The organism is Shewanella sp. SM21 (genome assembly GCF_025654335.1).
Taxonomy (GTDB): Bacteria; Pseudomonadota; Gammaproteobacteria; order Enterobacterales; family Shewanellaceae; genus Shewanella; species Shewanella oncorhynchi.
On the sequence record NZ_JAKKRL010000004.1, the window covers coordinates 257,845 to 283,307 of the forward strand.

General features: G+C 42.6%; 26 protein-coding genes and 1 tRNA gene. 17 read left to right on the plus strand and 10 right to left on the minus strand.

Features of this window, described 5'->3' with window-relative positions; translation table 11 throughout:
* Positions 1-17 precede the first annotated feature (17 nt).
* Both L5L94_RS07305 and L5L94_RS07310 read right to left on the minus strand, forming a co-directional pair.
* Positions 18-1,718, minus strand: coding sequence for a cytidylyltransferase domain-containing protein (locus tag L5L94_RS07305; protein ID WP_263162218.1), 1,701 nt, complete (start codon positions 1,716-1,718; stop codon positions 18-20).
* Positions 1,711-3,633, minus strand: coding sequence for a glycoside hydrolase (locus L5L94_RS07310; protein WP_131523689.1), 1,923 nt, complete (start codon positions 3,631-3,633; stop codon positions 1,711-1,713). The genes L5L94_RS07305 and L5L94_RS07310 overlap by 8 nt, the downstream gene beginning before the upstream one ends.
* A 207-nt stretch (positions 3,634-3,840) precedes the next feature.
* Here L5L94_RS07310 and L5L94_RS07315 point away from each other — a divergent pair, with 207 nt between their 5' ends.
* From L5L94_RS07315 to L5L94_RS07335, 5 genes are read left to right on the plus strand one after another with little or no spacing between them, the layout of a single operon-like run.
* Positions 3,841-4,752: a class I SAM-dependent methyltransferase gene (locus L5L94_RS07315; protein WP_131523690.1), complete on the plus strand. Its 912-nt coding sequence runs from the start codon at positions 3,841-3,843 to the stop codon at positions 4,750-4,752.
* A 24-nt stretch (positions 4,753-4,776) separates the two neighbouring features.
* Positions 4,777-5,982 (plus strand): class I SAM-dependent methyltransferase, encoded by a 1,206-nt coding sequence (locus L5L94_RS07320; RefSeq protein WP_131523691.1) that lies wholly within the window; start codon positions 4,777-4,779, stop codon positions 5,980-5,982.
* A 16-nt stretch (positions 5,983-5,998) separates the two neighbouring features.
* Entirely contained in the window at positions 5,999-7,774 is a 1,776-nt protein-coding gene (locus L5L94_RS07325) for a 1-deoxy-D-xylulose-5-phosphate synthase (RefSeq protein ID WP_131523692.1), read from the plus strand.
* Between the two features lie 3 nt (positions 7,775-7,777).
* Positions 7,778-8,533: an SDR family NAD(P)-dependent oxidoreductase gene (locus tag L5L94_RS07330; protein WP_131523693.1), complete on the plus strand. Its 756-nt coding sequence runs from the start codon at positions 7,778-7,780 to the stop codon at positions 8,531-8,533.
* Entirely contained in the window at positions 8,523-9,740 is a 1,218-nt protein-coding gene (locus L5L94_RS07335) for an ATP-grasp domain-containing protein (RefSeq protein ID WP_131523694.1), read from the plus strand. The genes L5L94_RS07330 and L5L94_RS07335 overlap by 11 nt, the downstream gene beginning before the upstream one ends.
* A 60-nt stretch (positions 9,741-9,800) precedes the next feature.
* Here L5L94_RS07335 and L5L94_RS07340 read toward each other — a convergent pair whose 3' ends face one another.
* The 5 genes from L5L94_RS07340 to L5L94_RS07360 all read right to left on the minus strand — a co-directional run bounded on the left by L5L94_RS07340 (position 9,801) and on the right by L5L94_RS07360 (position 13,653).
* Positions 9,801-10,661: an N-acetylneuraminate synthase family protein gene (locus L5L94_RS07340; RefSeq protein ID WP_131523695.1), complete on the minus strand. Its 861-nt coding sequence runs from the start codon at positions 10,659-10,661 to the stop codon at positions 9,801-9,803.
* 78 nt (positions 10,662-10,739) lie between these two features.
* Complete coding sequence (locus tag L5L94_RS07345) at positions 10,740-10,979, minus strand: hypothetical protein (RefSeq protein ID WP_105251922.1); 240 nt, start codon at positions 10,977-10,979, stop codon at positions 10,740-10,742.
* Positions 10,976-12,304, minus strand: coding sequence for a motility associated factor glycosyltransferase family protein (locus tag L5L94_RS07350; protein ID WP_263162228.1), 1,329 nt, complete (start codon positions 12,302-12,304; stop codon positions 10,976-10,978). The genes L5L94_RS07345 and L5L94_RS07350 overlap by 4 nt, the downstream gene beginning before the upstream one ends.
* 51 nt (positions 12,305-12,355) lie before the next feature.
* A tRNA-Arg gene (locus L5L94_RS07355) sits at positions 12,356-12,431 on the minus strand.
* A gap of 55 nt (positions 12,432-12,486) precedes the next feature.
* Complete coding sequence (locus tag L5L94_RS07360; RefSeq protein WP_131523072.1) at positions 12,487-13,653, minus strand: flagellar assembly protein FlgT; 1,167 nt, start codon at positions 13,651-13,653, stop codon at positions 12,487-12,489.
* A gap of 280 nt (positions 13,654-13,933) precedes the next feature.
* Between L5L94_RS07360 and L5L94_RS07365 the strand changes: the two genes are divergently transcribed.
* Together L5L94_RS07365 and L5L94_RS07370 are read left to right on the plus strand one after the other, a co-directional pair.
* Complete coding sequence (locus L5L94_RS07365) at positions 13,934-14,566, plus strand: FlgO family outer membrane protein (RefSeq protein ID WP_131523174.1); 633 nt, start codon at positions 13,934-13,936, stop codon at positions 14,564-14,566.
* The gene (locus L5L94_RS07370; protein WP_028761215.1) at positions 14,563-15,012 is read left to right on the plus strand and encodes an LPP20 family lipoprotein; all 450 of its coding nucleotides are present in this window, start codon (positions 14,563-14,565) and stop codon (positions 15,010-15,012) included. Before L5L94_RS07365 ends, L5L94_RS07370 begins: the two co-directional genes overlap by 4 nt.
* 127 nt (positions 15,013-15,139) lie before the next feature.
* On the opposite strand, the gene L5L94_RS07375 is transcribed toward L5L94_RS07370, so the two are convergent.
* The 3 genes from L5L94_RS07375 to flgA all read right to left on the minus strand — a co-directional run bounded on the left by L5L94_RS07375 (position 15,140) and on the right by flgA (position 16,674).
* Positions 15,140-15,565 carry a flagella synthesis protein FlgN gene (locus L5L94_RS07375; protein ID WP_131523073.1) on the minus strand — a complete coding sequence of 142 codons (426 nt, stop codon included), beginning with the start codon at positions 15,563-15,565 and terminating at the stop codon, positions 15,140-15,142.
* A gap of 2 nt (positions 15,566-15,567) precedes the next feature.
* Positions 15,568-15,891 carry a flagellar biosynthesis anti-sigma factor FlgM gene (gene flgM / locus L5L94_RS07380; RefSeq protein WP_107948432.1) on the minus strand — a complete coding sequence of 108 codons (324 nt, stop codon included), beginning with the start codon at positions 15,889-15,891 and terminating at the stop codon, positions 15,568-15,570.
* A 75-nt stretch (positions 15,892-15,966) separates the two neighbouring features.
* Positions 15,967-16,674, minus strand: coding sequence for a flagellar basal body P-ring formation chaperone FlgA (flgA, locus tag L5L94_RS07385; protein ID WP_263162232.1), 708 nt, complete (start codon positions 16,672-16,674; stop codon positions 15,967-15,969).
* Positions 16,675-16,879: 205 nt separating this feature from the next.
* Between flgA and L5L94_RS07390 the strand changes: the two genes are divergently transcribed.
* From L5L94_RS07390 to L5L94_RS07435, 10 genes are all read left to right on the plus strand, one after another.
* A complete protein-coding gene (locus L5L94_RS07390; protein ID WP_028761211.1) occupies positions 16,880-17,800 on the plus strand; it encodes a chemotaxis protein CheV in 921 nt (306 codons plus the stop codon).
* Positions 17,801-17,900: 100 nt separating this feature from the next.
* The gene (locus tag L5L94_RS07395) at positions 17,901-18,740 is read left to right on the plus strand and encodes a CheR family methyltransferase (RefSeq protein ID WP_168824478.1); all 840 of its coding nucleotides are present in this window, start codon (positions 17,901-17,903) and stop codon (positions 18,738-18,740) included.
* Positions 18,741-18,883: 143 nt separating this feature from the next.
* Positions 18,884-19,288 carry a flagellar basal body rod protein FlgB gene (gene flgB, locus L5L94_RS07400; RefSeq protein WP_113939454.1) on the plus strand — a complete coding sequence of 135 codons (405 nt, stop codon included), beginning with the start codon at positions 18,884-18,886 and terminating at the stop codon, positions 19,286-19,288.
* Positions 19,289-19,290: 2 nt separating this feature from the next.
* Positions 19,291-19,707 (plus strand): flagellar basal body rod protein FlgC, encoded by a 417-nt coding sequence (flgC, locus tag L5L94_RS07405; RefSeq protein WP_006085646.1) that lies wholly within the window; start codon positions 19,291-19,293, stop codon positions 19,705-19,707.
* A 24-nt stretch (positions 19,708-19,731) separates the two neighbouring features.
* Positions 19,732-20,502, plus strand: coding sequence for a flagellar hook assembly protein FlgD (gene flgD / locus L5L94_RS07410; protein WP_131523075.1), 771 nt, complete (start codon positions 19,732-19,734; stop codon positions 20,500-20,502).
* Positions 20,503-20,584: 82 nt separating this feature from the next.
* Positions 20,585-21,946 carry a flagellar hook protein FlgE gene (flgE, locus tag L5L94_RS07415; protein ID WP_028761207.1) on the plus strand — a complete coding sequence of 454 codons (1,362 nt, stop codon included), beginning with the start codon at positions 20,585-20,587 and terminating at the stop codon, positions 21,944-21,946.
* Between the two features lie 173 nt (positions 21,947-22,119).
* Positions 22,120-22,863 (plus strand): flagellar basal-body rod protein FlgF, encoded by a 744-nt coding sequence (flgF, locus tag L5L94_RS07420; protein ID WP_105251930.1) that lies wholly within the window; start codon positions 22,120-22,122, stop codon positions 22,861-22,863.
* A 10-nt stretch (positions 22,864-22,873) separates the two neighbouring features.
* Complete coding sequence (flgG, locus tag L5L94_RS07425) at positions 22,874-23,662, plus strand: flagellar basal-body rod protein FlgG (protein ID WP_028761205.1); 789 nt, start codon at positions 22,874-22,876, stop codon at positions 23,660-23,662.
* Between the two features lie 11 nt (positions 23,663-23,673).
* Positions 23,674-24,348, plus strand: a complete 675-nt coding sequence (gene flgH / locus L5L94_RS07430; RefSeq protein ID WP_028761204.1) for a flagellar basal body L-ring protein FlgH — start codon at positions 23,674-23,676, stop codon at positions 24,346-24,348.
* A gap of 11 nt (positions 24,349-24,359) precedes the next feature.
* The gene (locus tag L5L94_RS07435; protein WP_263162236.1) at positions 24,360-25,451 is read left to right on the plus strand and encodes a flagellar basal body P-ring protein FlgI; all 1,092 of its coding nucleotides are present in this window, start codon (positions 24,360-24,362) and stop codon (positions 25,449-25,451) included.
* Positions 25,452-25,463 lie beyond the last annotated feature (12 nt).

Consider the following 25,463-nt stretch of genomic DNA (forward strand, 5'->3'; position numbering starts at 1 on the left):
TTGTATGGTTTTAGACACTATTGTTCCAATAGCCGTTGAATATCTTCCATCAGATTTATCATACCTGCGTGGTCGTTAAATACTCTGCTTGCTTCTTTTTGTAGTTTTTGTCTTGCGTTGCAATCACTCAATAAATCTTTAAGTTTTGAGATTGCATCAGGAAGGGAACTACTCGTAAGGCAGCAGTGCTCTTTGATAAGCAATTCGAGTTCTACGCTATCACACAAATGTTGTGTCGGGAGTAATATGCTAGCAGCACTTGAGAAGATGGATTCGAATAGTGACAAGCCATAGCAAGTTAAAATAATTTCTGACTCTGCGATTAACTCATGAAGATCATCGGGATCTGTCAGTACGCTTATTGTTGAACTTAATGGCAATAAGGGGGGGGAGGCCAGTGGTCCTTGTACCCAAATAATAGGCCAATCAGTACAAAGTGTTGATAGTAGCGTGGGTAAAATGGTGCCGTAAGCAAGTGCATCACTGCCACCTGTTAATACAAGAATTTGGTGTTTCTTTGTTTGTTGGGGCATTGAAGAAAATAGATAGTTTTGCCAGCCGACAGAGACCTTAGGATGCTGAAATGATTTATTGAAGCTAGGGATAAATAACCAATCAAGCTCATTTATAATTGATATGAGTTTATCTATCCCTACAATTTTAGTATTTTTATCTCTGAGTGGCTGGAGTGTCTTTCTAAGTGCTGGAAGTGAAATAAAGTCTGGATGTAGATCAAGTAGAATGAGTGGATTTGGATCCAAAATCATGGCTGTTAGCAACTCATTTTCATTCTTATACCAGTGAAGTCGAGGTGATGTTTTTTCAAGTTGTGGTCCTTCATATTGGACGTGTACTATGGCCCCAATTCCAAGATACTCTTGCAATGCATCGGCAATCGATTTGGACCGCTTGTAATGTCCCAAGCCAATAGAGGGTCCTAGATGACAATAGATACTGGCCTTTGCGTACAGTTTATCTGCCGCTTTCTGTTTCACATGATTGTTGATAGCCGCTAGCATTGGATCTTCTAATAACTGTTGTTGCACCCATGCTAGGCTGACGATGGTGTCTACAGTATGGATCTTGTACCAACGGCGATATACTTCTTCCATAAAGCGATAGTCGGCTTGAGTATCTACTGATATTCGGTGTTTTATCTGCGAATAATTTGCGCTATCGGTAATACTTAAGCAGTCAAGCACTGGGGTGATTCTGTCCGCGTAACCCACGTGCTCCCTCGACATGGCACATTGGCTTACAGACATCAGTTTTTCCCATCCTTTGCGACTGTAAAATGCCATGCCTTCGTGAATAGAGATGACTCCATCATGGAGTTTGATGCTGTCTTTGCCCGAAGCCTTAAGCATTGTCAGGGCATGATCGATAAAATCAGGAGCAATGAGTGGGCAGTCACCGCAAATATAGATAATAAAGTCAGGTGCTTGTCTTTGGATTATGTTATCGAGTCGTGCCATTAGATCGTTAACATCTCCTTTAAAAGGATGGCAACAAATTTGGTGGGTATGTGCCCAATTTATGAGAGGTTTATTAAAATCATCAGCAGTGGTAGCCAGTTCAAAACTATTAACCTCTTGGCACAATGCTAGGCGGCGCCATAACTGTTCAATTAGCGGCTTCCCTGCGAGCTCTAATAAGTGTTTGCCTGCGAGACGACTAGAGTTAAGGCGAGCACCAACAATTGCAAGGGCTTTAGACATGACAAGGTCTCATGGTTGGAGTGATACAGATGGCAAAGTTGAGTAAATGCCCCCCAGATTTTAGGGTTTCATCAGCTTCAGCAAGGGAAAACCACAGACGGTTCAAATATTGATTGTTAATTTTTTTACTTGAGATCATTGGCAGTGCTGCACAGTTGGCAGGGTTCCAACTGATGTGTATTCCCCGAGTCTTACTGCCAAAGCTGATGGTACCATTTGTAGCGCCTAGTGCACTTGAGGAGGATACGATGGAAGATACTGCGGCTCCTTGATCCATGTCATCAGTAATTTGGAAAAACTCATCTTGGTTTCCACCTAAACGTGTTTGGTACCATGCGCGTTGTTCGCAGTCTAATAAAGTCATAAAACCAAGACGTACCGAGGCTTCGGGCCTATGGCTGTCCTCAAAACAAAACCCAGTGTATAAGCTTTCGCTATCCAGTTTATACCATTTAATTAGACCGCCACTGTTTAGTGATTGTTTACAAAAGATAATAAGGCAGCTATCCAGTTCACCTAGTTGATATTCAACTAGGTTGAGATCGGTCACCCTGTCTCTATCACGAAAGCGCTCGAGTAATAAATGGTTGCTATAAAAATCAGCTCCATAGCTGATATGATCGAAATAGCCATGTGAAAGAGTGCCTATAATGGGTTCAAACCCTTGACTGGAAAAGGCTAGAGTATCAATAGCAAGACCTCTATTACCATTGAGAGTTAGGTATAGATAGGGTGTTCGGATATGCAGTCTGCGTCGTTCCGCATCGTAATCTAGTATTACATCTGCTCTGGGAATCCATGGAGCGAAAGTTGGTGACTTTGAGGATGGTGTCGTTAGCTTTAGCGCGTTATAGCGATTTTTTGTTAGATGGGTTCTAAGATCGCTGGCCCAAAGACGGCAAAGGTTTCGCCATTCATTATCATCTGCATTAGGCTTAATTTGGAGTGAGGCGAGGTGTTTATAACATTGGGTATTCAGCAACAGATCGTTGCGCCCGCTTAATCCCCAACGGCACAGATTATATTTGGCTTGTTTTTTTACCGAGACGGGATGATGGGCATTAGTCAATTTCAGTGGTTTGCTCGGCTGCCAAAGCGACAAAAGGCTGGATGGGCATACCCATCGATACTTTTTCATTTCTTTAATAGCATTAAATAATGTTTTAACTCGCTGCCATTCACCTGTTACTTCATTGGCTTCTGTTAGGTAGCGCCCTGGACGAAAATCAAATACCTCAGCATCGCTGCCATACACGGGAAAAGCGATTGTGCCGGGTTTAAGTACTTTGAGCAGATAATTGAGGTAATCTTCCTGTGTTAGTTCTCCATGAACATAACGCTGAAATTTTTGAAAGGCTATAGCGTGGTTCCAGATAACTTTAATTTTTCGGCCGCTCGCGCTTACTAGTGACTGAGGGCGCTCAAGTAACTCAGTGTGCCAGTCAGGATTGTGGGAGAAAGGATTGTCCCACTCTACAACCACTGCTTCGAAACCTTCATCAATATATATATCTAAGAGACCTGCTGAGACCGCCTGCTCATTGAGATAGGCAATATTGGGTTTAATTCCTAGCTCCTGCTGGTAGTAGTCTTGGCCAAGTCTTAAGTTGATTTGGTTTACCTTGGCAGGAATAAGCGGACCAATGATCTGACTATCGCCACTGGCTACTAATTCGCACTTGCCTAATAATAATAATGACTTGAACGCATTGATCCATTCAGGATCTACAGCCTTAATTGCTTCGAGGGTATTTGCTGTCATTTCTAAGCCAAGGGCTACGTCATCTTGGGCTAATTCCAGTAAGGGCCAGTAACAACGTTTAACTACCTCGCCATGCTTCTCATTTTCAATGGATGAGAAGGCAAGGTTTAAGTGGAAAACCGTATACAGGGCAATGGATTGATCCTTTGGCATTTTTTCACTTACCCTTTAATTATTTAGCCAATAATGATAATTGAGTTTAAAAAATTGCAGAAGCAATATATGTACCGCTAGTGAGTAATCAGATGCTAAAATCTTAGCAGCTATAGGGAGTTTGTTACAACTTCATATTAATTGGCTTGAAATTTGCTAATTCTTGGAAAAGCCAAATTAGTGACGCCGTCCATTTGAGGAATAGAGATGCATCAAAAGACTTCTGAACAACACATCGGACATCTTGTCGATGATGTTAATGGTTTCCAAGTGATTGAATGTCAAAGTTGCGGTTTCAAGCACGTGCACCCTCTTCCTACTCTAGATGAACTTGAAAACATATATAGGCACGAATATTACACTACGAATAAGCCTTTGTTTATTAAGGAAAGTGGTGAGGATAATTCTTGGTGGGATCAGGTTTATGCTGATCGTTATGAAACATTAGAGTATTTCTTAACGGATACATCACGACGTATTTTGGACGTGGGATCTGGCCCAGGGCATTTTGTTAATTATGGTCGACGGCATGGATGGACTGCATTGGGAATCGAGCCATCAGCGCGGGCGTGCGAGCATGCAAGAGGTTTAGGAGTAGAGGTTGTTGAGAGTTTTTTTAATCAAGAGACAGTCAATATTCTCGGAAAATTTGATGCAATTCACGCCAATGCAGTCCTTGAACACATACCAAATCCTAGAGAAATGTTGTCACTATGCAGAGAAGCACTAGTACCCGGTGGTATTTTGTGTGTTGTAGTTCCAAATGACTATAACCCATTTCAGGAAACGCTTAGATCTTATGAAGGTTATCGCCCTTGGTGGGTTGCTCCTCCACATCACCTTAATTATTTCAATTTCGAAACCTTAGGTAATTTGCTTGCTTCTGTCGGCTTTGATGTTGTCATGAAGGAAACAACCTTTCCAATAGATATGTTTTTGTTAATGGGTGACAATTATGTTGAGTCACCGGAACTAGGACGTGTTTGCCATAAAAAGCGTATGAGATTCGATACCCAGATGTCGAAAGCTGGTAATAATCAAGTCAAAAGAGATTTTTATCGAGCGCTTGCCAGCGTAGGTATGGGGCGAGAAGTTGTCCTTTTTGCCAAAAAATTATAGATAATATGCCATGTAGGGGTAGATATGAGTAATATCAAAGTATTGATTCAGGCAAGTTCTCGCTCTTGGGCTGGAGGTAGAGATATTTGCATGGGATTGGTTGACGGTGAAATTGCCATAGTAAGGACAATTAAGCGTGCATTGACTGCATTTCCCGAGGCTCAGTTTTGTTTAGTTGCCCCAGAATTTGATCGTGGCGGCGAGCTAAAAGGGATTGTTGATGAAATTGCCGATAAACGATTGCAAGCATTTTATGGATTTGATGAAAGCCCTCTCAGACGTATGGTTGCTGCATCAAGCGAGTTGAATGATGATGATTTCATTGTCCGAGTGGATGGTATTCATTTCTGCTTCGATACTAATCTTAGTCAACAGATGGTTAGTCTCGCACAAAAAAATAATCTTGATTGTATCAAGCTACCTGCTGACTTTCCTGTTCATTTTAGCTCTGAAGTCTTTCGTGTCGGCGCACTTCGGATGCTGGTTACAATTCTTGATAAACCTGAGTTAGCAAAATTTCACGTTCATCCTAAAACTTATTTTGAACTCAATCGATATGATTATAAGTTTGAACATCTCGAGTCCTTACCTCAATACACGGATGACTATTTAAGAGAGTGTAGGCAGTTGGCACATGCTATCTATGAGATACCACGTCAAGAAGTGAATAATCATCGGATTGCTTCGGGTGACAGGCTTGGTTATCACTATCAATTAGCGCTTAAATACCTCAAGTCCAATATGAAAGTATTGGATATAGCTTGTGCTGATGGTTACGGTGTTCGAATGATGTCGACATCTCTTGCCACGGTGCACGGAGCTGATCTAGATCCAGAAAGTGTTGCCTACGCTAAAGCTCATTCATCTCAAAAAAATGTTGCGTTTTTTGTTGAAGATATTACTGACATGTCCTTCGATGATGATAGTTATGATGCAGTTACCAGTTTCGAGACATTAGAACATGTGTCTGAAGAAGCTTGTTTGAAAGAGCTACAACGTATCATTAAACCTGGCGGCATGTTAGTTCTAAGCACACCGCAAAACAGTTATGGTCATATTCCAGTGAATTCTTGCCATATAGTCGAATATAGTTTGGATTATCTTCTGAACTTAGTTGGACAGTATTTTCACATTGTCAAAGTGATTGGTATTAAGGCTGGCATTATACACGATGATGCTGATCCCTATGGCACCAATACTGTTCTTGTTTGTATAAAACCTATTCGTTAATTTTTAAGGATTTTTTATGGCAGCCATTGATTATATTGAGTTTGTAGGCTCTCCAGCTGAACTTAAAAAATTGCCAATTGAAGCTCTGGATGGACAGGCCGAAAAAATACGTTGTTTTTTGATAGATAAAATATCTGCCACCGGTGGTCATATTGGTGCCAACCTTTCAGTGATTGAGCTAACCTTGGCAATTCATTTTGTTTTTAATTCTCCTTTTGACAAAATTATTTTTGATACTGGTCACCAAGGATACACCCATAAGCTTTTAACTGGGCGCCGTGCCGCATTTGACTCCCTTAACACTTATAAGGGGATGAGTCGTTTTATCGCTAGGGAAGAAAGTGAGCACGATACTATCGACGCCTCCCACGCTGGTACATCAATTTCATTGGCGACAGGTATCTCTGCTGCGCTTAAAAGCAAAGGAAGTAGGGACTTTACAGTTTCAGTCATCGGAGATGGTTCTCTAGTTGAAGGAATGGCATTTGAGGCTCTAAACTTTGGCAGTGTAGATCGGGATGCCAAACTTATTCTTGTGGTGAATGATAACGAAATGGCAATAGCACCGTCAGTAGGCGGTGTTAGGCAGCTCACTATTGGTGATAATTGGCAAGAAAAATCCCAACACTTTTTTGAAAGTTTAGGTTACGGCTATTTGTCTGTTGCAAATGGTCATTGCACAAAGTCTCTTGTTCAGGCTCTTAAGAATGCAAAGACTCTTGGGCGTCCTACAGTAGTGCATATCAAAACTCTAAAAGGAAAGGGGTTAGATTGCGCAGGTTCTCATCCCTATAAAATGCATTTTTCAATGCCTTTTAATCCAATGACTGGTGAAGGTGCGTCACCTACAGTTGCTGGAAAGACATTTGCGGTTGTTTTTGCTGAAAAATTAGCTGCACTTATGGCATCGGATCCTGATATTCATGTTATCACTCCTGCAACACCCTATGCTTCGTCTTTGGATGGTTTATTTGCCTTGTTCCCAGGTCGAGTCATAGATGTTGGAATGGCGGAGCAACACGCTGTTGGAATGGCTTGTGGTATGGCGCTTGAGGGATTAAAGCCTGTAGTATGTATGCAAACTACCTTTATGCAAAGGGCTTTCGATCAGTTGTTGCATGATGCTTGTTATATGAATTTACCCATCACTGTACTGGGCGTCAGGGCTGGTTTTGCGGGATACGATGGCTCTACTCATCATGGGATTTATGATATTCCGTATTTAAAATCATTCCCGAATATGCAAGTAGAATATCCGATTAATAGTATCGAGGCGCAGAGATTGTTGGAAAGGCGTTTAGTTTCGCCTGTGGGTCCCATGGTTATTTTGCATCCCTATGAGCCTTTAAGTACTTCAGAGCCTGATACTGGAGTTCTTAGCAAGGGGATGTCTATCGCCGCCAAAGGTAAAAATGGTTATATTATTTGTCTTGGAAATACTTTGGCAAAGGCTTGGGAACTCAAATCACTATTGGCAAATTTAGGTAAAACGTTTGGTATTATTTGTGTTCAGAGCATCAAACCTTTTCCTGTAAATGGCATTCTCGATTTGTTGGTTCCTGGAATGGACATTATCACCCTTGAGGAGAGCGTATTAGCGGGGGGCTTTGGTTCTGTATTACTTGAGACCATAAGCGATTCAGATATTAGTCTCAGGGTTTTTAGAAGTGGTGTCGAAGATAGTTTTATAAGGCCAGGAAGTAAGCAAGAATGTAGTGATGAAGCTGGTATTACTGTAAAACAGATAGTGGTGAAAATCCAGCAGCGTTGGATCGAATATCAAGAGGAATAACGAGTGGGTAGACTCACAGGTAAAGTGGCGCTTATCACTGGTGCATCACGAGGGATCGGTGCAGGTATTGCTGAAGCTTTTGCCAGCGAAGGCGCTGATTTAATCATTAATTATCGTACAAATGATGAGGCGGCTTTTCGTGTTGTTAGTAAGCTTAAGAATTTGGGGCGTAAAGTGGTCGCGATCCGTGCTGATGTTTCTAAGCGAAGTGAGATCCAAAATTTGATACACCTAGCGCAGATTGAGTTCGGTCGCATTGATATTCTGGTAAACAATGCTGGTATTAACCAAAGAGGCTGGTTTGATGAAGTAACTGATGAGGCCTGGGATATGATAATGGGGACCAATCTCAAAGGCCCCTTTATGTGCTGCCAGGAAGTGTTTCCTTTGATGAAGGCTAATGGCGGCGGCAGAATTATCAATATTTCTTCTGTTGCTGGTCAGTATCATGGACCGAAGACTGTGCATTATGCGGTATCAAAGGCTGGGTTAAATAGCCTGACTAAAGTACTTGCACGTTATGGCGCTGAGTATAATGTTCTTGTTAATGCAGTGGCGCCAGGATTGGTTAGAACAGATCAAACTGCTGATGAAATAGATTCCCCTGCAGGAGCTAGAGTGCTAGATATGACTTTGTTGAAAAAAGCGGGAAGAATTGAAGATATTTCAAGTGCCTGCGTATTTTTAGCATCGGATGAACAACAATATATGACAGGGCAAATTCTTGCGGTTAGTGGAGGAGCAATTCTTGACAATTGAAGTAAAAAATCTCCTACTTTTAGGTGCGAGTGCCGATCAAGTTTTTGCCATCAAGACAGCAAAGGCGATGGGTTTGCATGTCATTGTTGTAGATGGGAATCCCAATTCTCCAGGATTTGCGCTTGCCGATCAGTATGCGATTGTCAGCACAAGAGATTTACCAGGGCTTAAAGCTTTTGTTGATCGATTACAAATAACTGTTCACGGTGTGGCGGTAATGGGTAGTGATATTTCTCAGTATGTATCTGCTCTTGCCGAGTATCTTTCAGTGCCTTGTATTCCTTTGGGAACGGCCCTGATTACAACAGATAAACTTCTTATGAAACAACATTTTGCTGAAAAAAATGTTGCTATCCCTTGGTTTTCTGCCGTTGAGAGTTTTGAGCATTTATGTATTCTGGTGGCCGAACGCGGTCTACCTTTAGTGCTAAAACCAGTAGATCGGTCTGGTGCCCGGGGAGTGTTTCTTTTGAAGGAGGGCATGGATATAGAAGCTTTATATCGGCGTTCAATAGAAGAATCGTTTAGTGGGCAGGTTATCATCGAAGAGTATCTACAAGGACCGCAGGTTAGTACCGAAACGCTTTTTTATCAAGGAAAAGGATATACTGCGGGATTTGTTGATCGTAACTATGAGATGTTGGATGTTTTTGCCCCCTATATTCTCGAAAATGGCGGTTGGCAACCAAGTCGTTTATCCAAATTACAGCGAATTGAAATCGAGAAACTTATTGATGATGTTGCTAAGGCATTAGATATTGAAAACGGAGTCATCAAAGGTGACATTGTTTATACTGAGACTGGAGCAAAGGTTATCGAGGTTGCAACTCGACTGAGCGGTGGTGATTTTTCTGAAAGTCTTGTTCCTTTGGGGTTGGGAATTAACTATGTACGCACTGCGTTAGAAATTGCACTGGATATTAAGCCTGACTTTGAGGCCTTAATCCCAAAACAAAATCAATTTGTTGCTAATCGATATTTTTTCCCTGAAAAAGGTCAACTCATTGGAATTCATGGAATTGAACAAGTTAAAATTCAGAGTTTTGTCAAAAAGCTAGAGTTTTTTATTAATGTAGGTGAAAAAATACAACCTATTTGTAGTCATGCGGATAGGGCTGGTGTTTTTATCGTCACAGCGGATTCTTTAGAAGAGCTAGAGAAGCGAGTATCGTGGGTTTACAAGACTATTAAGTTTGACATTAGCTAAAGCTATAACTAAACACCTTGTATGGTACTCGGTGTTTAGTTATGAACGATGAATGATTGGCTAAAAATACGGCCTGATGTGTTTGAGTGGACGTAATCCATCAAGGGGATCCGCTCGCCATTCTCTATCTGAGGCTTCACTAGCAACAAATTGTTTTTCTGGTTTGCCATCAATCACATTGGCTAATTTTATACCTTGGATTACGGGTGCTATCTGTTGTGGCAGCCAACAATGTCCTGAAGCATATTCATCACCTTTTTCATCTAAATCTAAATGAAACTCTATGACATCGGCTCGCCATTTGTGTACAGCTCGGTTAAGTACCGCACTAGAGACAGTATGATCAGACCAGCCAACGTTAACTTGATAGCGGTTTCTAAAGCTTTCTAATACCGCAAGATTACATTCATTCTCAGGAGTTGGGTATGCCGATACGCAATGGAGCAAGGTGATGTCTTTCGCGCCATTTTCTTTTAGCGTGAGTACCGCTTGATCTATCTCTTCTAAAGTAGCCATGCCAGTTGAAAGAACGACAGGTAATCCGGTTTTTGCACAGGCTACCAGTAGATCCGTCCATAACAATTCGTAGGAGGCAATCTTATAAAAATCGACATATGGAGCCAGTTCTGCCACTGCATCTAAGTAGAATGGTGTGCATGAAAACTGAATGCCATATTCATCACAGCTTTGTTTTAATTCAGGCAAAAAACTGACTGGGAGCTCCCAATCTTTGCGCTTTCGATGCGTTTCACTTTTAGCCAGAATCTCGGGAGCGAAAAGTTGCTCTATTTGGAAAAGCTGAAACTTTACGGCATCGCAACCAATGTCTGCAGCAGTTTTAATAAACTCAATGCAACGCTGTAAGTCTCTATGATGGTTGCTGGAGACTTCAGCGATAAAAATAGGTGAATGTGTAGTCATAGTTACTCGCAAATGGCTCGGTATAGTCTATTAACGGCAAGTCTCTGGGAAGCTTGATGCCCTGTTGCTCTTGCTTTATCAGACTAGTTCTATTAGTTCATACTCTAAATAATCGGCAAGGCTTAACCAATCGTGTTGCTCTTGTGCCTGAAGCATAGCAGGCAATATTTGCTGAAAAGTCGAATTAAGGACAAGTTCTGGGCAGTTTTTTTCTATTTTATCAAGACATAACCGTAACTCTACTGAAGCCTTTGCTTCTTGACCGAGTCTAAATAAACCTGCCGTTTGCCGCAGTGAATCTTGTAGACTTAAGCTCATAATATGAGGTCCTTATACTGAGAACCGCGAATTTTAGCGCCTGATAAACTCGCTTGGTAAAACTTTACTTCTGGATGCTTAGCGATGTAGCGTTCCAAGTGCCTGAGATATGCTCTTAGGTTTAGATCCGTCGCTATCCGCTGGCCTTTGCCATTGATCAACCAGTGTTTAGCTTCCTTCACTTTCTGAATAACCGCATTAACCCATATTTGTTCTTTTATATCGTTTTGACCAAATTTGTGATCATTCCAGAACGCATGACTCTTGTTATTGCAATAACAAAAATCACACCCTAATAGGGTAATTTCTTTTGCCTTTAATTTGATCGCTAAATCAATTGCCGGATGAATGACGCTTCCACTCGTGAACAGTCTTAGTTTGGGATATCGAGAAGCGAGCTGGTCGTATATTTTACTGCCTCCATAGGCAATAAATCTTTGGCCTAACCAAGCATTAAGTACCATTGGATCAACCCGGGGAAAATAAACAAGATTGATGTTATGAGTCGAGGCTAGCGGTAAATGGTATTCACCTATCAATCCGTCAATGCAGATCACAATATCTGGTTTTATATTATTGTGAAGTAAACCACGTAATGCAGTATCTGCCGCAATGATCAGTGGTCTATGGGAACTTGAACTAATTTGTTGCAGATAATCATAATGCTCTTCTAAAGAAGGGCCCGAGCCAATTACGATAGCTTTATAACTACTATGACTATTTATTAAGCTCGCGGCATCAGGATCGTGAGTAATATAGAGTTGGTTATCCTCGAAGCGTTTTAATATTGCAGGATCATCAGATTGATGTCGTTGATTAGAGAACTCACGATTGAGCTCCATGACTAATAAGTCTCTGAGAGTCGCATTCTCATCACTGACAAGAGTGAGATCTGGTGTAATTGCGATATTTGGAAAATTTAACTTTACGCTTGGAAGCGCTGTCAAATTAATGTTTGGATGCTTTAACCATTCGCTTTGATCAGTGTAACTGATGAGGAGGGCAAAAACGCTGAGGTTTAAAATGCAAATATCAATTGAAAGATACTGTGGATTATCGATAAGTAAACTTGGTACATCTCCCATACCGACACCGTAGACGGTTACGTGAGTTGCATCTGCAGGTAATGTACTGATAAAGAGCCGTGCTTCGGCGATGCGGTCATGACGACTACTGAGCTGAATACCATTAACACTGATAGTTTGATTACGACCGTTGATAAGGTGAGCATCTAATTCATTGATGGTTTGGCTTTTGACCGCAGCGGCCACTATAGGCCAACGCTTAACGATAATATTGAGATTAGACGCAAATAGCTCGGTCATTCCGTTTCTCCGGAAGATTTCTGGGAGTTTGATATCACCAAGGTCACTATCTGGTCTCTCCACAGGGACTCGAACCCCGATCGGCCGCTTAGGAGGCGGCTGCTCTATCCTGTTGAGCTATGAAGAGACGACAGTGATTATACTGGTTTTATCTTTGATTAAAAGGCTTATGATTTAGTTGCTTAAATCTTAAGCGCTATGTCGTTTATCTGTACATTGTAGGCGGCATTTTGGTCTACAAGTACTGCGGTGGCGCTTTCTTCGCTTACTTGCTCAATTTTTACCGTTGCACGACTTTTGGTCGCGACGGCGCGCATTTCATTGAGTCTATCGGGTAAGTTTTGTTGTAATACTACTTGGAATTTATCACCGACACGAATGCCATGTTTGCGGCCTAGATTTAATATAATCCTGTCTGCTTGTCGGCTAACGACTTGGCCAAGTAATGGCCTGCAATTAAGTGTGCTGTCTAAATCTCGGGTAGCTTGCAATATTAATTGAGTAATACTTTTTCCATAGGAGGAACGCCAGAATCTATTACTGTTGGGAGCAATGATAGCCTGTTCTTCAAATTCCCATGGGGCCGATGTGCTGTAGCTTTTGCTCCAGACCTCTTCGCCACTGATCCCATGATAGAGGCTGAGTTTGAATTGAAATTGCCTTAGCGGAGCTTCATCCCAAAATCCTAAGAAGGTGGGTTGTACAGGCTCTATCGATATATCAATGATCTGCGGTTGAAGAATATATTGGCTGTCGGTAATTTCACTGAGCCAGCTTGGGAGTCGATAACCGCGAATATCCACTAGGTCTTGTTCAATATCGAGTCGCTCGTTAGCATGGATGTGACTAAAGCCAGTTGAAGAGTAATCTTCTATAGTGTTCCCTAACGCCTCTGAAATGACCTCTTCAAAGCCTGAAAGTTGTCCATATCTAAGCTGAGAACGATCTTTTATTTGTGTTTGAGGTATTAAAATAGCGGCCTTTAATTGGCCATTAGGACACTGTTGTGTTGGATCATCATTTAGATCGAGGCGTAGGGATACATATATTTTATTTCCCTGAATTTGTTCACTTACGAGTTGGATGTTTATGGCTTGGGCGTTGCGATTTATCGCAAAGTTATTTTGTGTGAGGTTACCATTAGAGGTTTGTTGCTCGCTGGATATTTGAATACCTGTGCTTAATGTCGCATAGCTAACAGCTTGATTAATTGCTTCTTCCCTTGCTTGAGCTGTATTACCATTGATAATAGTTGCTTCTCCGCTGGCTTCTATCCATTCGGCTCTGGTGGGCAAAGAAAGTAGTAAAAGGCTCAAAATGATGAGCGAAGCTGAACCTGGTATGTGCATCAATTCAATCCTTATCGCTAAGCTAATGGCGATATTACCAATCGAGCCAGTTTTCTGACTCTTAATCTAATATGGCAATAAAGCAAATTTCGTGCCTGAGTATGAGAACTTTTGATAAAGTTTCCATTGTTACAGTCGATATACTGCGTAATAGAAGAATATTGTCGGACTGAGGTTAATGTTGGTCCGAAGATTGCTGGTTTTTGTTACTCATTAAAAATTTGAAGCTTAGAAAGTGAGTCACTTGACTGCCAATGCACCCATAGATGAGGTAAATCCAATGCTAAAGCGTGTGATTATTCCCTTAACATTGATAATGTTAGGTGGATGTGTTGCTAAACCGGTTACGCCGCCCAAACCGAGTTTAGTGGATGGCAATGGGTTGCCGCCAACGGCAGTGATTAACCATTTAGCACAGCGAATAGTGACTGAGCTCGTTAAGCAAAATGATGCCTTGCGTTCTGATCAACCTATCGTAGTTGCAACACCAGTATTAGTGGACGATTTGAATGGCACTAATGCGTTAGCGCAACAGTTACAGCAAGGATTAATGACATCGCTCCATAGCTTTCAGTTTAATGTGGTGGATTTAAACTTAGCTGATGGCTTGAGAGTCACATCTGACGGGGATTTTATTTTGACGCGAGATTGGCAAAAATTGTCGAAAGATCTTCCTGTTGAGCATCTTGTCGTTTCGACTATGAGCGTAGTAACCAATGGTATGGCGATCAATACTCGGATTGTGAACATTAGTAACAATCGCGTGGTATCGGCATCTCAAACTTTTGTGACTCAAAAAGAGTTGGCAAACTACATGCAGCCTTCGGAGCAAATTGTGTCACAAAATGGCATCTTATATCGTCAGGCGAGTCCGGGTATGAATGAAGTACGTGTTTTAGGAGATGGAAAATGAAACGCTACCTTTTAGTTATTGTGGCGCTAATGCTAACTGGCTGCGCTGCTAAAGATAGATATGTGCAATGGGAAGATGTGCCGCCGCCGAGTTTTCCTAAGTTAACGGCTATAGGATATGCGCCGTTAGCGACTCAACCGGCTAAAGAGCAATCACAAAGAGTGTTGATGGCTATGCAGGCATCAAAAATTGTGGCTTATCGTGAATTAGCGGAACAAGTTTATGGGCAGAAAATAACGGCAAACAGCAGTGTCAGTGATTGGATGTTGACGGACGATAATGTCAAAGCGTCAGTTTCTGGCGTGATCCGCGGCGCACGAGTCGTTAAGAGTTATCCAGCAGGCGAGCATTATGTCACTGAGTTAGAACTTGATTTTTCACAGGTTTGGGCGCTTTATCAACAACAGAACCGTCCACAACGAGTGAAGGAAGTGACGTATTTCTAGCGTTTTTGAGAGTATGTTCAACAGCATGTATTGAGCCGCGTATTTACGCGGCTTTTCTTTTTGTAGAAGACATTAATATCTAATCAGAGCTTAGAAAAGGGAATGCTAAGTGGGAGTGATGCGCTTGTTAGGCCTTTAAATCATTGCCTAAACTTGAGATAGTCGAGGTCTTGCCTTTATCGTTATAGGTGAGGCTGGAGGCGTTTCTGCTGGCTTGTAAAGCTTGAGCAAAGCGATTTAAACTCGCTAAATTCATCTCAATTAAACTGGCATTTTGTTCGTTTAATTCTTTGCATTCAGTCAATGCGTCTTTGATCTCGGCCATTTTATGTACGAGTTCGACTTGCTGAGTGAGTAGCGATTTATCACTGTGTTTTGCCAGAATATCATCATTAGTCTTTAGTTCTTTCAGACATTGCGATTTTTCGTTAGCAAGGGAAAGCAGTAAATCGGCGTTTTGGTCAACCAAAGCGCCTTTTTCCTTGAGTATGATTTGCTTAAGAACAGCCAAATGGGCGTGTTGTAGATCTACCAGTTTAGCTATTTCAGTCATAGTTACTCTTTATTTAAGTCATTAAGTTCGGCTTCAAAACTTGCAATATTGGCAGCCAACTTTTCAGGGTCAATTTTATAGCGACCTTCGGCAATAGCTTGTTTGATTTCGGCTACTTTCTTTTGATCAACTTCAGGAAGGCTAGCCATTTTAGTCTGAGCTCCTTGAAGTTGTTGTGCCTGGGCCGTAATGACCACTGAGTCGCTTCTTTGTGGTGTTGTCGATTTTGTAGCAACTTGAGCAGATTGATCGCTGCTCGTTTTCGTTGCGCCTGAACGAACTTGCGCAGTCGTTGCAGTGTTGAGTTTGCTAATATCAATTGCCATTTTAGGCTCCAGCGTCGTGTGTACGGGATTTCTTAACTGGGGTATCGGCAGCTTACAAAAAAGCTTTAGATTATTTTACATTCTTACTTCAACTTCGCCAATGCCTGTGACTATAGCATCTAGTTCTTTGTTTGAACTGCTATTTTTGACTCTGATCCGATCACCTTTATTGCCATCTTGTAGGGCTTCGCCCACTGTTTTGAGCTCGAATGAGCCAGAACGAACGTAGATAGATACCGAATCATTTTTACAAACGAAGCATAAGTTGTTGCTTAATACGGGATTATCTTTTGCTACTCGTCGTTTTACTCGCACACCAGCCAATTTACTCGGGTCATCGAATTCGGCACCTCTCAAGCTATTTTGTTCAATGTAACGGACTTCTACTTGACTAGGAGAGATGAGTTCGCCTGGTGCTAAGATTTCGGTTGAGACAACAACGGGGAATAAGATATCCACCCGAACCGAGATATAGATTTGCCAAGGGTAAGCTAAGTCTTGTGTATCGCAGCTGACTTTTAAGGTGTTATTACGGCTAATTTCCCTATCGCTAGCCAGTTCAACTTTCATTGGAGACGAACATTGTGACGGCAGCATTCTTGCGTCAACCATCTGTGGCGAAATATTTACTTTGGCATTTTCTGGAACGGATATTTTTTCTGAAATAAGCGCTTTAGCTAATTCTGAGATTGCCGATACGGTGGGGACAATAGGCTCTGCACTCGCAAAAGCGGGCATGAAGAGGGTGAAAAGACTAAAAAAACAGACTAAATTTACTTTCATAATGAAGAGACTAGCTTGTAACGCCAGAATGCACCTATACTTTTATTAAGTTCGAAGCTGACCACTGTAATAATAATTTGCATCACTGTCAGAAGATTGACTCAGTTTCGACTATGTTTATCGATAGATAAGACGTAAGCAATTAATATGCCTATACTCAACTGAGTTATAGGGCCGAACATAAACAGAACAACAAGGCAGAGTTATGTCGAGTATTCTTGATTCAGTCAACAAACGAACCCAGCTCGTTGGACAAAACCGTTTAGAATTGCTGCTTTTTAAATTAAACGGTCGTCAACGGTTTGGGATTAACGTGTTTAAGGTGAAAGAAGTACTGCAGTGTCCACCACTGACCACTTTGCCTAAACTTAATCCTTATGTGAAGGGTGTTGCTCATATTCGTGGAACAACCATTTCAGTGATTGATTTGAGTGCGGCAACAGGGGGAAAACCTTTAGCGAGCACTGAAAACTGTTTCATCATTATTTCTGAATATAACCGTAGTGTTCAAGGCTTCTTGGTCAGTTCTGTTGAGCGGATCATCAACATGAATTGGGAAGCGATTATGCCTCCGCCGCAAGGTGCTGGCCGTTATTCTTATCTGACAGCTGTGACTGAAATTGAAGGTGAATTAGTTGAAATTCTCGATGTGGAAAAAATCTTAGATGAGATTTCACCAGTTAAAACGGCTATCAGTGAAGAAGCCAATGAAAAACTGACCCTCGACAGAACTCAGCATTATCATATTATGGTTATTGATGATTCTGCCGTGGCGCGTAAACAAATTATTCGTTCACTCGAGTCATTGAATTTACAAATTGATACCGCAAAAGATGGTCGCGAAGCATTAGACAAGCTTAAAGAGATCGCCAAAGAGATGGATAATGTGGCCGATGAGATCCCCCTCATTATCTCTGATATTGAGATGCCTGAAATGGATGGCTACACCCTGACCGCTGAAATCCGAGATGATCCTAAGCTTAAGCATATTAAAGTGGTACTGCATACTTCGTTAAGTGGTGTATTCAATCAGGCAATGGTTCAAAAAGTGGGGGCTAATGACTTTATCGCTAAGTTTAATCCCGACGAACTGGCCGCTGCTGTGAATAAGCATTTAAGTTTGTAATTGCTGTAGGTTAGTACCTAGATACGCTTTACGCTATAATCTCGACTTTATAACATGATGGTTTCGCACTGATTTTGGTGCTTGCTATAGGATTTAGGATGTGAATGTGCCAAATAAATCACTCGCTGAGGCTGAATATAATCAATTTAGGTTGTTCTTAGAGCAACACAGCGGCATCGTACTGGGTGAAAATAAGCAATATCTTGTGCGCAGTCGTCTTGCTCCTTTGATGGGCAAATATAACCTGCCATCCTTATCTGATGTGGTTAAGCATTCGATGAAGCCTACTGAGCGTGCGCTCAGAGCTGAAGTGATCGATGCTATGACGACTAATGAAACCCTTTGGTTCCGTGATCGTTATCCATTTGAGTTGTTGAATAATGTCCTACTACCTGAATACAGTCGTCTGGGGCGTCCGCTTAAAATTTGGTCTGCGGCTTGCTCGTCTGGCCAAGAACCATACTCATTGGCTATGACTATTCTTGAGTATCAACAGAAGAAGCCTGGTGCCTTGGCTGGTAGTGCTTCGATTCAAGCAACGGATCTATCTCCTTCCATGTTAGAACGCTGCAAAAATGCCGAGTACGATAGTTTGGCATTAGCGCGTGGTTTATCTGAAGAACGTAAGCGTCAGTTTTTTGATGCATTACCTTCAGGCAATATGAAGTTAAAGGATAATGTGAAGCGGTTGGTGAACTTTAGAGCGCATAATTTGCTTGAGAGTTATAGTCTGCTTGGCAAGTTCGACATTATCTTTTGCCGCAATGTGCTGATTTATTTTGCACCAGAGGCAAAGGCAAAAATTTTGCGGCAATTTGCTGCCGCTCTCAATCCCAAAGGGATTTTATTTCTCGGTGCATCAGAATCTATCGCTGGTTTAACGGACGAGTTTGATATGGTTCGTTGTAACCCTGGCATTTATTACCAGAAAAAGACTTAACTTAGCCGCTCTAAAGAAAATTACCGACAATTGTCGGTAATTTTTTACCCATCACTTGCTCATCCTTATTGTTATTCTCAAAATTTTCCTGATGTTGGCACATGAATTGCTTTATTTTCGTGAGAACACGAGGAGGCAATTTTATGGCGATCAATTTTGATAATGCACTGGGTGTGCATCAATACACTCTCGGTATTAGAGCGCAGCGGGCAGAAGTCATTTCAAGCAATATCGCTAACGCAGATACGCCACATTACAAAGCCCGCGATGTTGATTTTTCTGCGGCAATGCAGGCCGCTCGAGGCCAACAGCAGCAGCGAAATAGTCTTGAAATGCAAGAGCCAGATAAGCATTTTGGGCTTGCGGAGTTGACTGGGCAATTTGTTAAGTTCCGTGTGCCAAATCAACCCGATACCGGTGATGGTAATACTGTTGATATCCAACAGGAACAATCGGCATTCATGCAAAATGCACTTGAATATCAAATGTCGCTAGGTTTTTTAGATAGTAAGTTTAGTGGCATGAAGAAAGCGTTGAGAGGGGATTAATCATGAGTTTATTTAGCATATTTGATGTTGCTGGCTCGGGAATGTCTGCTCAATCGGTCAGGCTAAACACCACCGCGAGCAACATAGCTAACGCGGATTCCGTCTCGAGTAGTGTAGATAAGACCTATCGTTCCCGTCATCCCATTTTTGAAGCCGAAATGGCTAAAGCCCAAAGTCAGCAACAAGCTTCTCAAGGCGTTGCAGTAAAAGGCATTGTAGAAAGTGATAAACCACTACTGAAAGAATACTCGCCCGATCATCCAATGGCGGATGCGGACGGCTTTATTTATAAACCGAATGTTAATGTCATGGAAGAAATGGCAGATATGATTTCTGCTTCGCGCTCATATCAAATGAATGTTCAAGTCGCTGAAGCAGCTAAGTCTATGCTGCAACAAACACTTGGGATGGGTAAATAACATGTGTTACTTAGGAGGTAAGCTGTGAGCCTCATTAATCAAATTAACCAAGCGTCGGCGCAGACGGCTCAAAATAAGAGTCAGCCAAATGCCGTTACGACGAATTCATCAACCAGCTCAACGGGTAATCCGTTTCTTGATGGCATACGTTTGCCAAAAGATTCAATAGTACCGGAAGCAAAAAGCCAGCAGTTAACTCAAGATGACTTTTTCTCGTTATTAAGCCAACAGTTATCGATGCAAGATCCCTTTAAGCCCGTCGACAACGACCAAATGATTGCGCAGATGGCATCATTCTCGACGGTTGATGGTATTACTAAGTTGAATAAGGAAATCGTTAATTTAAACGGTGTTATGACATCAAGCCAAGCATTACAGGCATCAGGACTTGTTGGTCGCAAGGTATTGATCCCAACTGATACAGGTAACATTTCAGCTGAAAGCCCAACAATAAAAGGTGTGATTAGCACGCCAGCTAAAATTCCTGAAGTTACTGTACGTGTTGAGGATGAGAAAGGCCAAGTTGTGACCACCTTTAAAGTTGATGGCAGTAAGGGGGGCAATGTCGATGTTAACTGGGATGGCCTCGATAAAGATGGAAAACCTGTAACCGCAGGTAACTATACGATCAAGGCGAGTGGTTTAGTGGATGGGAAATCCCAAGAATTGCCAGTCTCGACCTATGCTCATGTGACCAGCGTTTCTCTCGGTACGGCCAGTACTGGCGCGATTCTTAACTTGAGAGGCGGTATGGGCATCAAGTTAACCGATGTGTTAGCTGTGTCTGAAACCTAAGCTTGTATAAAAGAATTTTTGCAGCATCCGAATTGGGCGTAAATCGCTCATAAATGAATTGAGTCAAGTGTAGAGGTGAATTATGTCGTTTAACATTGCATTGAGTGGCATTTCTGCTGCGCAGAAAGATTTAAACACTACGGCGAATAACATTGCTAATGCGAACACCATTGGCTTTAAAGAGTCACGTGCTGAATTTGCGGATGTTTACGCTAATTCTATTTTTTCAAATGCTAAAACTGCTGTCGGTGGTGGTGTTGCGACGAGCCAAGTGGCACAGCAATTCCATCAAGGTAGCTTACAGTTGACGAATAACTCCCTTGATATGGCGATTAAAGGGGGTGGCTTTTTCGTTACTGCTTCTGAACTGGGTACATTAGACCACTCGTTTACCCGTGCTGGAGCATTTAAGGTAGATAAAAATAATTACATGGTTGATTCTGCTGGTAATTATTTGCAAACTTTCCCAGTGGATAAAGATGGGAACTCAACATCAGTGAGTTTAACGACGGCTAAGCCGGTACAAATACCAGACACTGCGGGTAGCCCTGTAAAGACTGAGAATGTTACTTTACAAATGAACTTAAATGCTAAGGAAAGTGCACTCGACCCCGCGGCATTCGATCCTCTAGATGCAAAAACCTACAATAACGTTACATCAATGACAATTTATGACTCACTCGGTGAGCCACATATTATGACCACTTATTTTGTTAAGCCCAAAGATGGTTCGTACAATGGTGAGAACAATTGGGTGGCTTACTATGCTGTTGATGGAAAGCAAGTCGATTTAGCCGGTCCTGCTGGTACTTATCAAACAGATACCACCGGCGATGGTACGCCTGATGCAACGGGCACAGCTCAAACTGCTGGTGGTTGGAAAGGCTCTGTACTCAAGTTCAATTCTGTTGGTGTCTACACTGGTAGTGATCCTGCTATAGTCAAGACTGAGGCTTTGGGCGTCAGTGGTGCGGGTGTTTTAGGGCCAGGTGCCGATGGTACTCAAGAGTTGACTGTGAAGTTTAATGCCCCAACGCAATATGCTGCTCCTTTTGGTGCAACTGAGTTGACGCAAGATGGTACGACTGTAGGTCGCTTAACTAACGTTGAAATCGGCGAAGATGGTTTAGTGACCGCGAGTTATTCTAATGGTTCAACCGTGCCTTTAGCACGGGTTGCTTTAGTTCGTTTTGCTAACGAACAAGGTTTAACGCAAGTGGGTAATACGTCGTGGAAAGCCAGTTTAGCTTCAGGTCCAGCGTTAGCGGGTGAGGCAAATAGTGGAACTTTTGGTAGCATCAGTTCATCGGCGTTAGAGCAATCGAACATCGATTTAACTACTGAACTGGTCGATTTAATTTCGGCGCAACGTAACTTCCAAGCGAACTCTCGTACGCTTGAAGTGAATAACACGCTGCAACAAACCGTATTACAAATCCGCTAATCATTACTTTATTTAACTAAGTGTTGCCGCCAGTGGCAACACTTAGCCTTTATCCTGCCGTCAAATCACTTCATTTTCATATTTTTCAATTCTATCAGTAAATTAAACGTTATTTTTTGTTGGCATGATGCTTGCTTTGATATTGTCATGTAGAAAATTTGACGGAGCAGTCTGTGGACAAATTCCTTTATGTCGCCATGAGTGGCGCTAAGCAAAATATGAATGAGCTGGCACTCCGTGCGAACAACTTAGCCAATGCTAATACCGATGGTTTTAAATCAGATATGGCGCAGGCCAGATCGATGCAAGCCTTCGGTGAAGGGTTGCCTTCAAGGGTGTTTGCGATGACAGAATCTCCGTCAGCTAATTTTCGCTCTGGTCCGATAAAAACCACTGGACGGGATCTCGATGTTGCCATTAAAGGCGATGGCTGGTTTGCCGTTCAGGCGAAAGATGGCAGTGAAGCTTATACCCGTTCAGGTAGTCTCAGTTTCGATGCGACGGGCATGTTGTATAACGACAGAGGCAATCCCGTGATGGGGGACGCTGGCCCGATAGTGCTGCCATTACCTATTGATAAAGTGTCAATTTCACAGGATGGCATAGTGTCTGTTCGCCCTCAGGGGGCGACTGCTGAAGTGATAGAAGAAGTGGCTAGATTGAAGTTAGTTAATCCCGGCAATGCGCAGATGATGCGTGGTGAAGATGGATTATTTCGACAAATGTCAGGCGAACCAGCACCAGCTGACCCTTTCGTCGCAGTTGAAAGTGGTGCCGTAGAGGGCAGTAACGTTAACCCTGTTGATGAAATGGTGTCTTTGATTGATCTTCAGCGCCAGTTTGAATTGCAAGTCAAGATGATGAAAACCGCGGAAGAGAATGATCGCGCTTCATCTTCATTAATGCGTATTAGTTAGGAGATAGATTATGCATCCGGCGTTATGGATTAGTAAAACTGGCTTAGACGCACAGCAAACTGATATTTCAGTGATTTCAAACAACGTAGCGAACGCTAGCACTGTGGGCTACAAAAAAAGCCGCGCAGTATTTGAAGATTTACTCTATCAAACAGTTAACCAAGCGGGTGGTGTTAGTGCATCTAACACTAAGCTACCCAACGGATTAAACATAGGTGCGGGTACGAAAGTCGTCGCCACTCAAAAAATGTTTACTCAGGGTAACATGCTGACGACGGATAACTCACTGGATCTCATGATTGAAGGTCCTGGATTTTTTGAAATCCAGCTCCCTGATGGAACCACTGCTTATACTCGAAATGGTCAGTTTACCTTAGACGATACAGGGCAGATTGTGACGCCAGGTTCTGGCTATTTGCTACAACCCGCGATCACTATTCCTGATAATGCGACCAGTATTACCGTTTCCGCGGAGGGTGAAGTTTCAGTAAAAACGCCGGGTACCGCAGAGAACCAAGTCGTGGGTCAGTTGACTATGACGGATTTTATTAATCCATCGGGTTTAGATCCTATGGGACAAAACTTATATACGGAAACTGGTGCCAGTGGTACGCCCATTCAAGGTACCGCTTCGTTAGATGGCATGGGAGCGATTCGTCAAGGCGCCTTAGAAACCTCTAACGTTAACGTGACCGAGGAACTGGTGAACCTTATCGAAAGTCAGCGCATTTACGAGATGAACTCTAAAGTGATTTCAGCGGTAGATCAGATGCTGTCTTATGTGACTCAGAATTTATAGAGGCAAACATCATGGCTAGATATCTTGTGTTGGCCGTCGCGTTATTGCTTGCAGCTTGTAGCTCGACGCAAAAGAAACCCCTTGCGGATGATCCCTTTTACGCGCCGGTATACCCAGAGGCACCGCCGACAAAAATTGCCGCAACTGGCTCTATTTATCAAGACAGCCAAGCATCTAGCTTGTATTCGGATATACGCGCCCATAAAGTCGGTGACATTATCACTATCGTATTGAAGGAATCGACTCAAGCTAAGAAGAGTGCAGGCAATCAGATCAAAAAAGGTTCAGACATGAGCTTAGATCCCATCTTTGCTGGTGGTAGTAATGTGTCCATCGGCGGAGTGCCAATTGATTTGCGTTACAAAGATAGCATGAACACTAAGCGTGAATCGGATGCGGATCAGAGCAATAGTCTAGATGGCAGCATCTCGGCAAACGTGATGCAAGTGCTAAACAACGGCAGCTTAGTGATCCGTGGTGAAAAATGGATTTCAATCAATAATGGTGATGAGTTTATTCGTGTCACTGGTCTCGTTCGCTCGCAGGACATTAAACCCGATAACACTGTCGATTCAACGCGAATGGCTAATGCCCGTATCCAATACAGTGGCACAGGCACTTTCGCAGATGCTCAAAAAGTGGGCTGGTTAAGCCAGTTCTTTATGAGCGACTGGTGGCCCTTCTAAGGAGTCGTATCATGAAATATAAACTGGTGTTAGCCGTTGCCATGCTAGTGTTTTCTCTATCTAGTCAGGCTGAACGAATTAAAGATATTGCCAATGTGCAAGGTGTGCGTAGTAACCAGTTGATTGGTTATGGCTTAGTGGTCGGTTTGCCGGGAACTGGGGAAAAAACCAGTTATACCGAGCAGACCTTTATGACTATGCTTAAAAACTTTGGGATTAATCTTCCGGACAACGTCAAACCGAAAATTAAAAACGTTGCAGTGGTAGCCGTACACGCGGATATGCCCGCCTTTATCAAACCTGGTCAAGATCTTGACGTGACGGTATCTAGCTTAGGCGAAGCCAAAAGCTTACGCGGTGGCACCTTATTACAGACCTTTTTGAAAGGGGTCGACGGTAATGTGTATGCCATAGCCCAAGGTAGTTTAGTGGTGAGTGGTTTTAGTGCCGATGGTTTAGATGGTTCAAAGGTGATTCAAAATACGCCAACTGTAGGTCGTATACCGAATGGCGCGATTGTTGAGCGTAGTGTAGCAACCCCATTTTCAACTGGCGATTATTTGACGTTTAACCTACGTCGTTCGGATTTCTCTACTGCGCAGCGCATGGCCGATGCGATCAATGATCTATTAGGTCCAGATATGGCGCGTCCTTTAGATGCGACGTCTGTTCAGGTAACGGCTCCACGTGATGTATCACAACGAGTCTCCTTTTTAGCAACGCTTGAAAACCTTGATGTTGTTCCCGCAGAGGAATCTGCCAAAGTGATCGTTAATTCACGTACTGGAACCATAGTGGTTGGGCAAAACGTACGCTTACTCCCTGCGGCGATTACCCATGGCGGCATGACTGTCACGATTGCGGAGGCGACACAGGTTTCGCAGCCTAACGCGTTGGCAAATGGTCAAACAACCGTCACGAGTAATAGTACGATCACAGCGACAGAAAGTGACCGTCGTATGTTTATGTTTAATCCAGGCACTACGCTGGATGAGCTGGTTAGAGCGGTTAACTTAGTCGGTGCAGCCCCTTCAGATGTGTTAGCAATACTTGAAGCATTAAAAGTGGCAGGAGCTTTGCATGGTGAACTTATCATCATCTAATTTCTGTCGGGA

What these genes read in the sequence shown, in the direction of transcription:
- flgG (WP_028761205.1), top strand. Translation starts at nt 22,874, where the DNA reads ATGCATCCGGCGTTATGGATTAGTAAAACTGGCTTAGACGCACAGCAA.
- L5L94_RS07360 (WP_131523072.1), bottom strand. Translation starts at nt 13,653, where the DNA reads ATGCACATACCAGGTTCAGCTTCGCTCATCATTTTGAGCCTTTTACTA.
- L5L94_RS07325 (WP_131523692.1), top strand. Translation starts at nt 5,999, where the DNA reads ATGGCAGCCATTGATTATATTGAGTTTGTAGGCTCTCCAGCTGAACTT.
- L5L94_RS07340 (WP_131523695.1), bottom strand. Translation starts at nt 10,661, where the DNA reads ATGACTACACATTCACCTATTTTTATCGCTGAAGTCTCCAGCAACCAT.
- flgM (WP_107948432.1), bottom strand. Translation starts at nt 15,891, where the DNA reads ATGGCAATTGATATTAGCAAACTCAACACTGCAACGACTGCGCAAGTT.
- L5L94_RS07390 (WP_028761211.1), top strand. Translation starts at nt 16,880, where the DNA reads ATGTCGAGTATTCTTGATTCAGTCAACAAACGAACCCAGCTCGTTGGA.
- flgA (WP_263162232.1), bottom strand. Translation starts at nt 16,674, where the DNA reads ATGAAAGTAAATTTAGTCTGTTTTTTTAGTCTTTTCACCCTCTTCATG.
- L5L94_RS07345 (WP_105251922.1), bottom strand. Translation starts at nt 10,979, where the DNA reads ATGAGCTTAAGTCTACAAGATTCACTGCGGCAAACGGCAGGTTTATTT.
- L5L94_RS07310 (WP_131523689.1), bottom strand. Translation starts at nt 3,633, where the DNA reads ATGCCAAAGGATCAATCCATTGCCCTGTATACGGTTTTCCACTTAAAC.
- flgC (WP_006085646.1), top strand. Translation starts at nt 19,291, where the DNA reads ATGAGTTTATTTAGCATATTTGATGTTGCTGGCTCGGGAATGTCTGCT.
- flgE (WP_028761207.1), top strand. Translation starts at nt 20,585, where the DNA reads ATGTCGTTTAACATTGCATTGAGTGGCATTTCTGCTGCGCAGAAAGAT.
- L5L94_RS07365 (WP_131523174.1), top strand. Translation starts at nt 13,934, where the DNA reads ATGCTAAAGCGTGTGATTATTCCCTTAACATTGATAATGTTAGGTGGA.
- L5L94_RS07305 (WP_263162218.1), bottom strand. Translation starts at nt 1,718, where the DNA reads ATGTCTAAAGCCCTTGCAATTGTTGGTGCTCGCCTTAACTCTAGTCGT.
- flgH (WP_028761204.1), top strand. Translation starts at nt 23,674, where the DNA reads ATGGCTAGATATCTTGTGTTGGCCGTCGCGTTATTGCTTGCAGCTTGT.
- L5L94_RS07350 (WP_263162228.1), bottom strand. Translation starts at nt 12,304, where the DNA reads ATGACCGAGCTATTTGCGTCTAATCTCAATATTATCGTTAAGCGTTGG.
- L5L94_RS07435 (WP_263162236.1), top strand. Translation starts at nt 24,360, where the DNA reads ATGAAATATAAACTGGTGTTAGCCGTTGCCATGCTAGTGTTTTCTCTA.
- L5L94_RS07320 (WP_131523691.1), top strand. Translation starts at nt 4,777, where the DNA reads ATGAGTAATATCAAAGTATTGATTCAGGCAAGTTCTCGCTCTTGGGCT.
- L5L94_RS07370 (WP_028761215.1), top strand. Translation starts at nt 14,563, where the DNA reads ATGAAACGCTACCTTTTAGTTATTGTGGCGCTAATGCTAACTGGCTGC.
- L5L94_RS07315 (WP_131523690.1), top strand. Translation starts at nt 3,841, where the DNA reads ATGCATCAAAAGACTTCTGAACAACACATCGGACATCTTGTCGATGAT.
- flgB (WP_113939454.1), top strand. Translation starts at nt 18,884, where the DNA reads ATGGCGATCAATTTTGATAATGCACTGGGTGTGCATCAATACACTCTC.
- L5L94_RS07375 (WP_131523073.1), bottom strand. Translation starts at nt 15,565, where the DNA reads ATGACTGAAATAGCTAAACTGGTAGATCTACAACACGCCCATTTGGCT.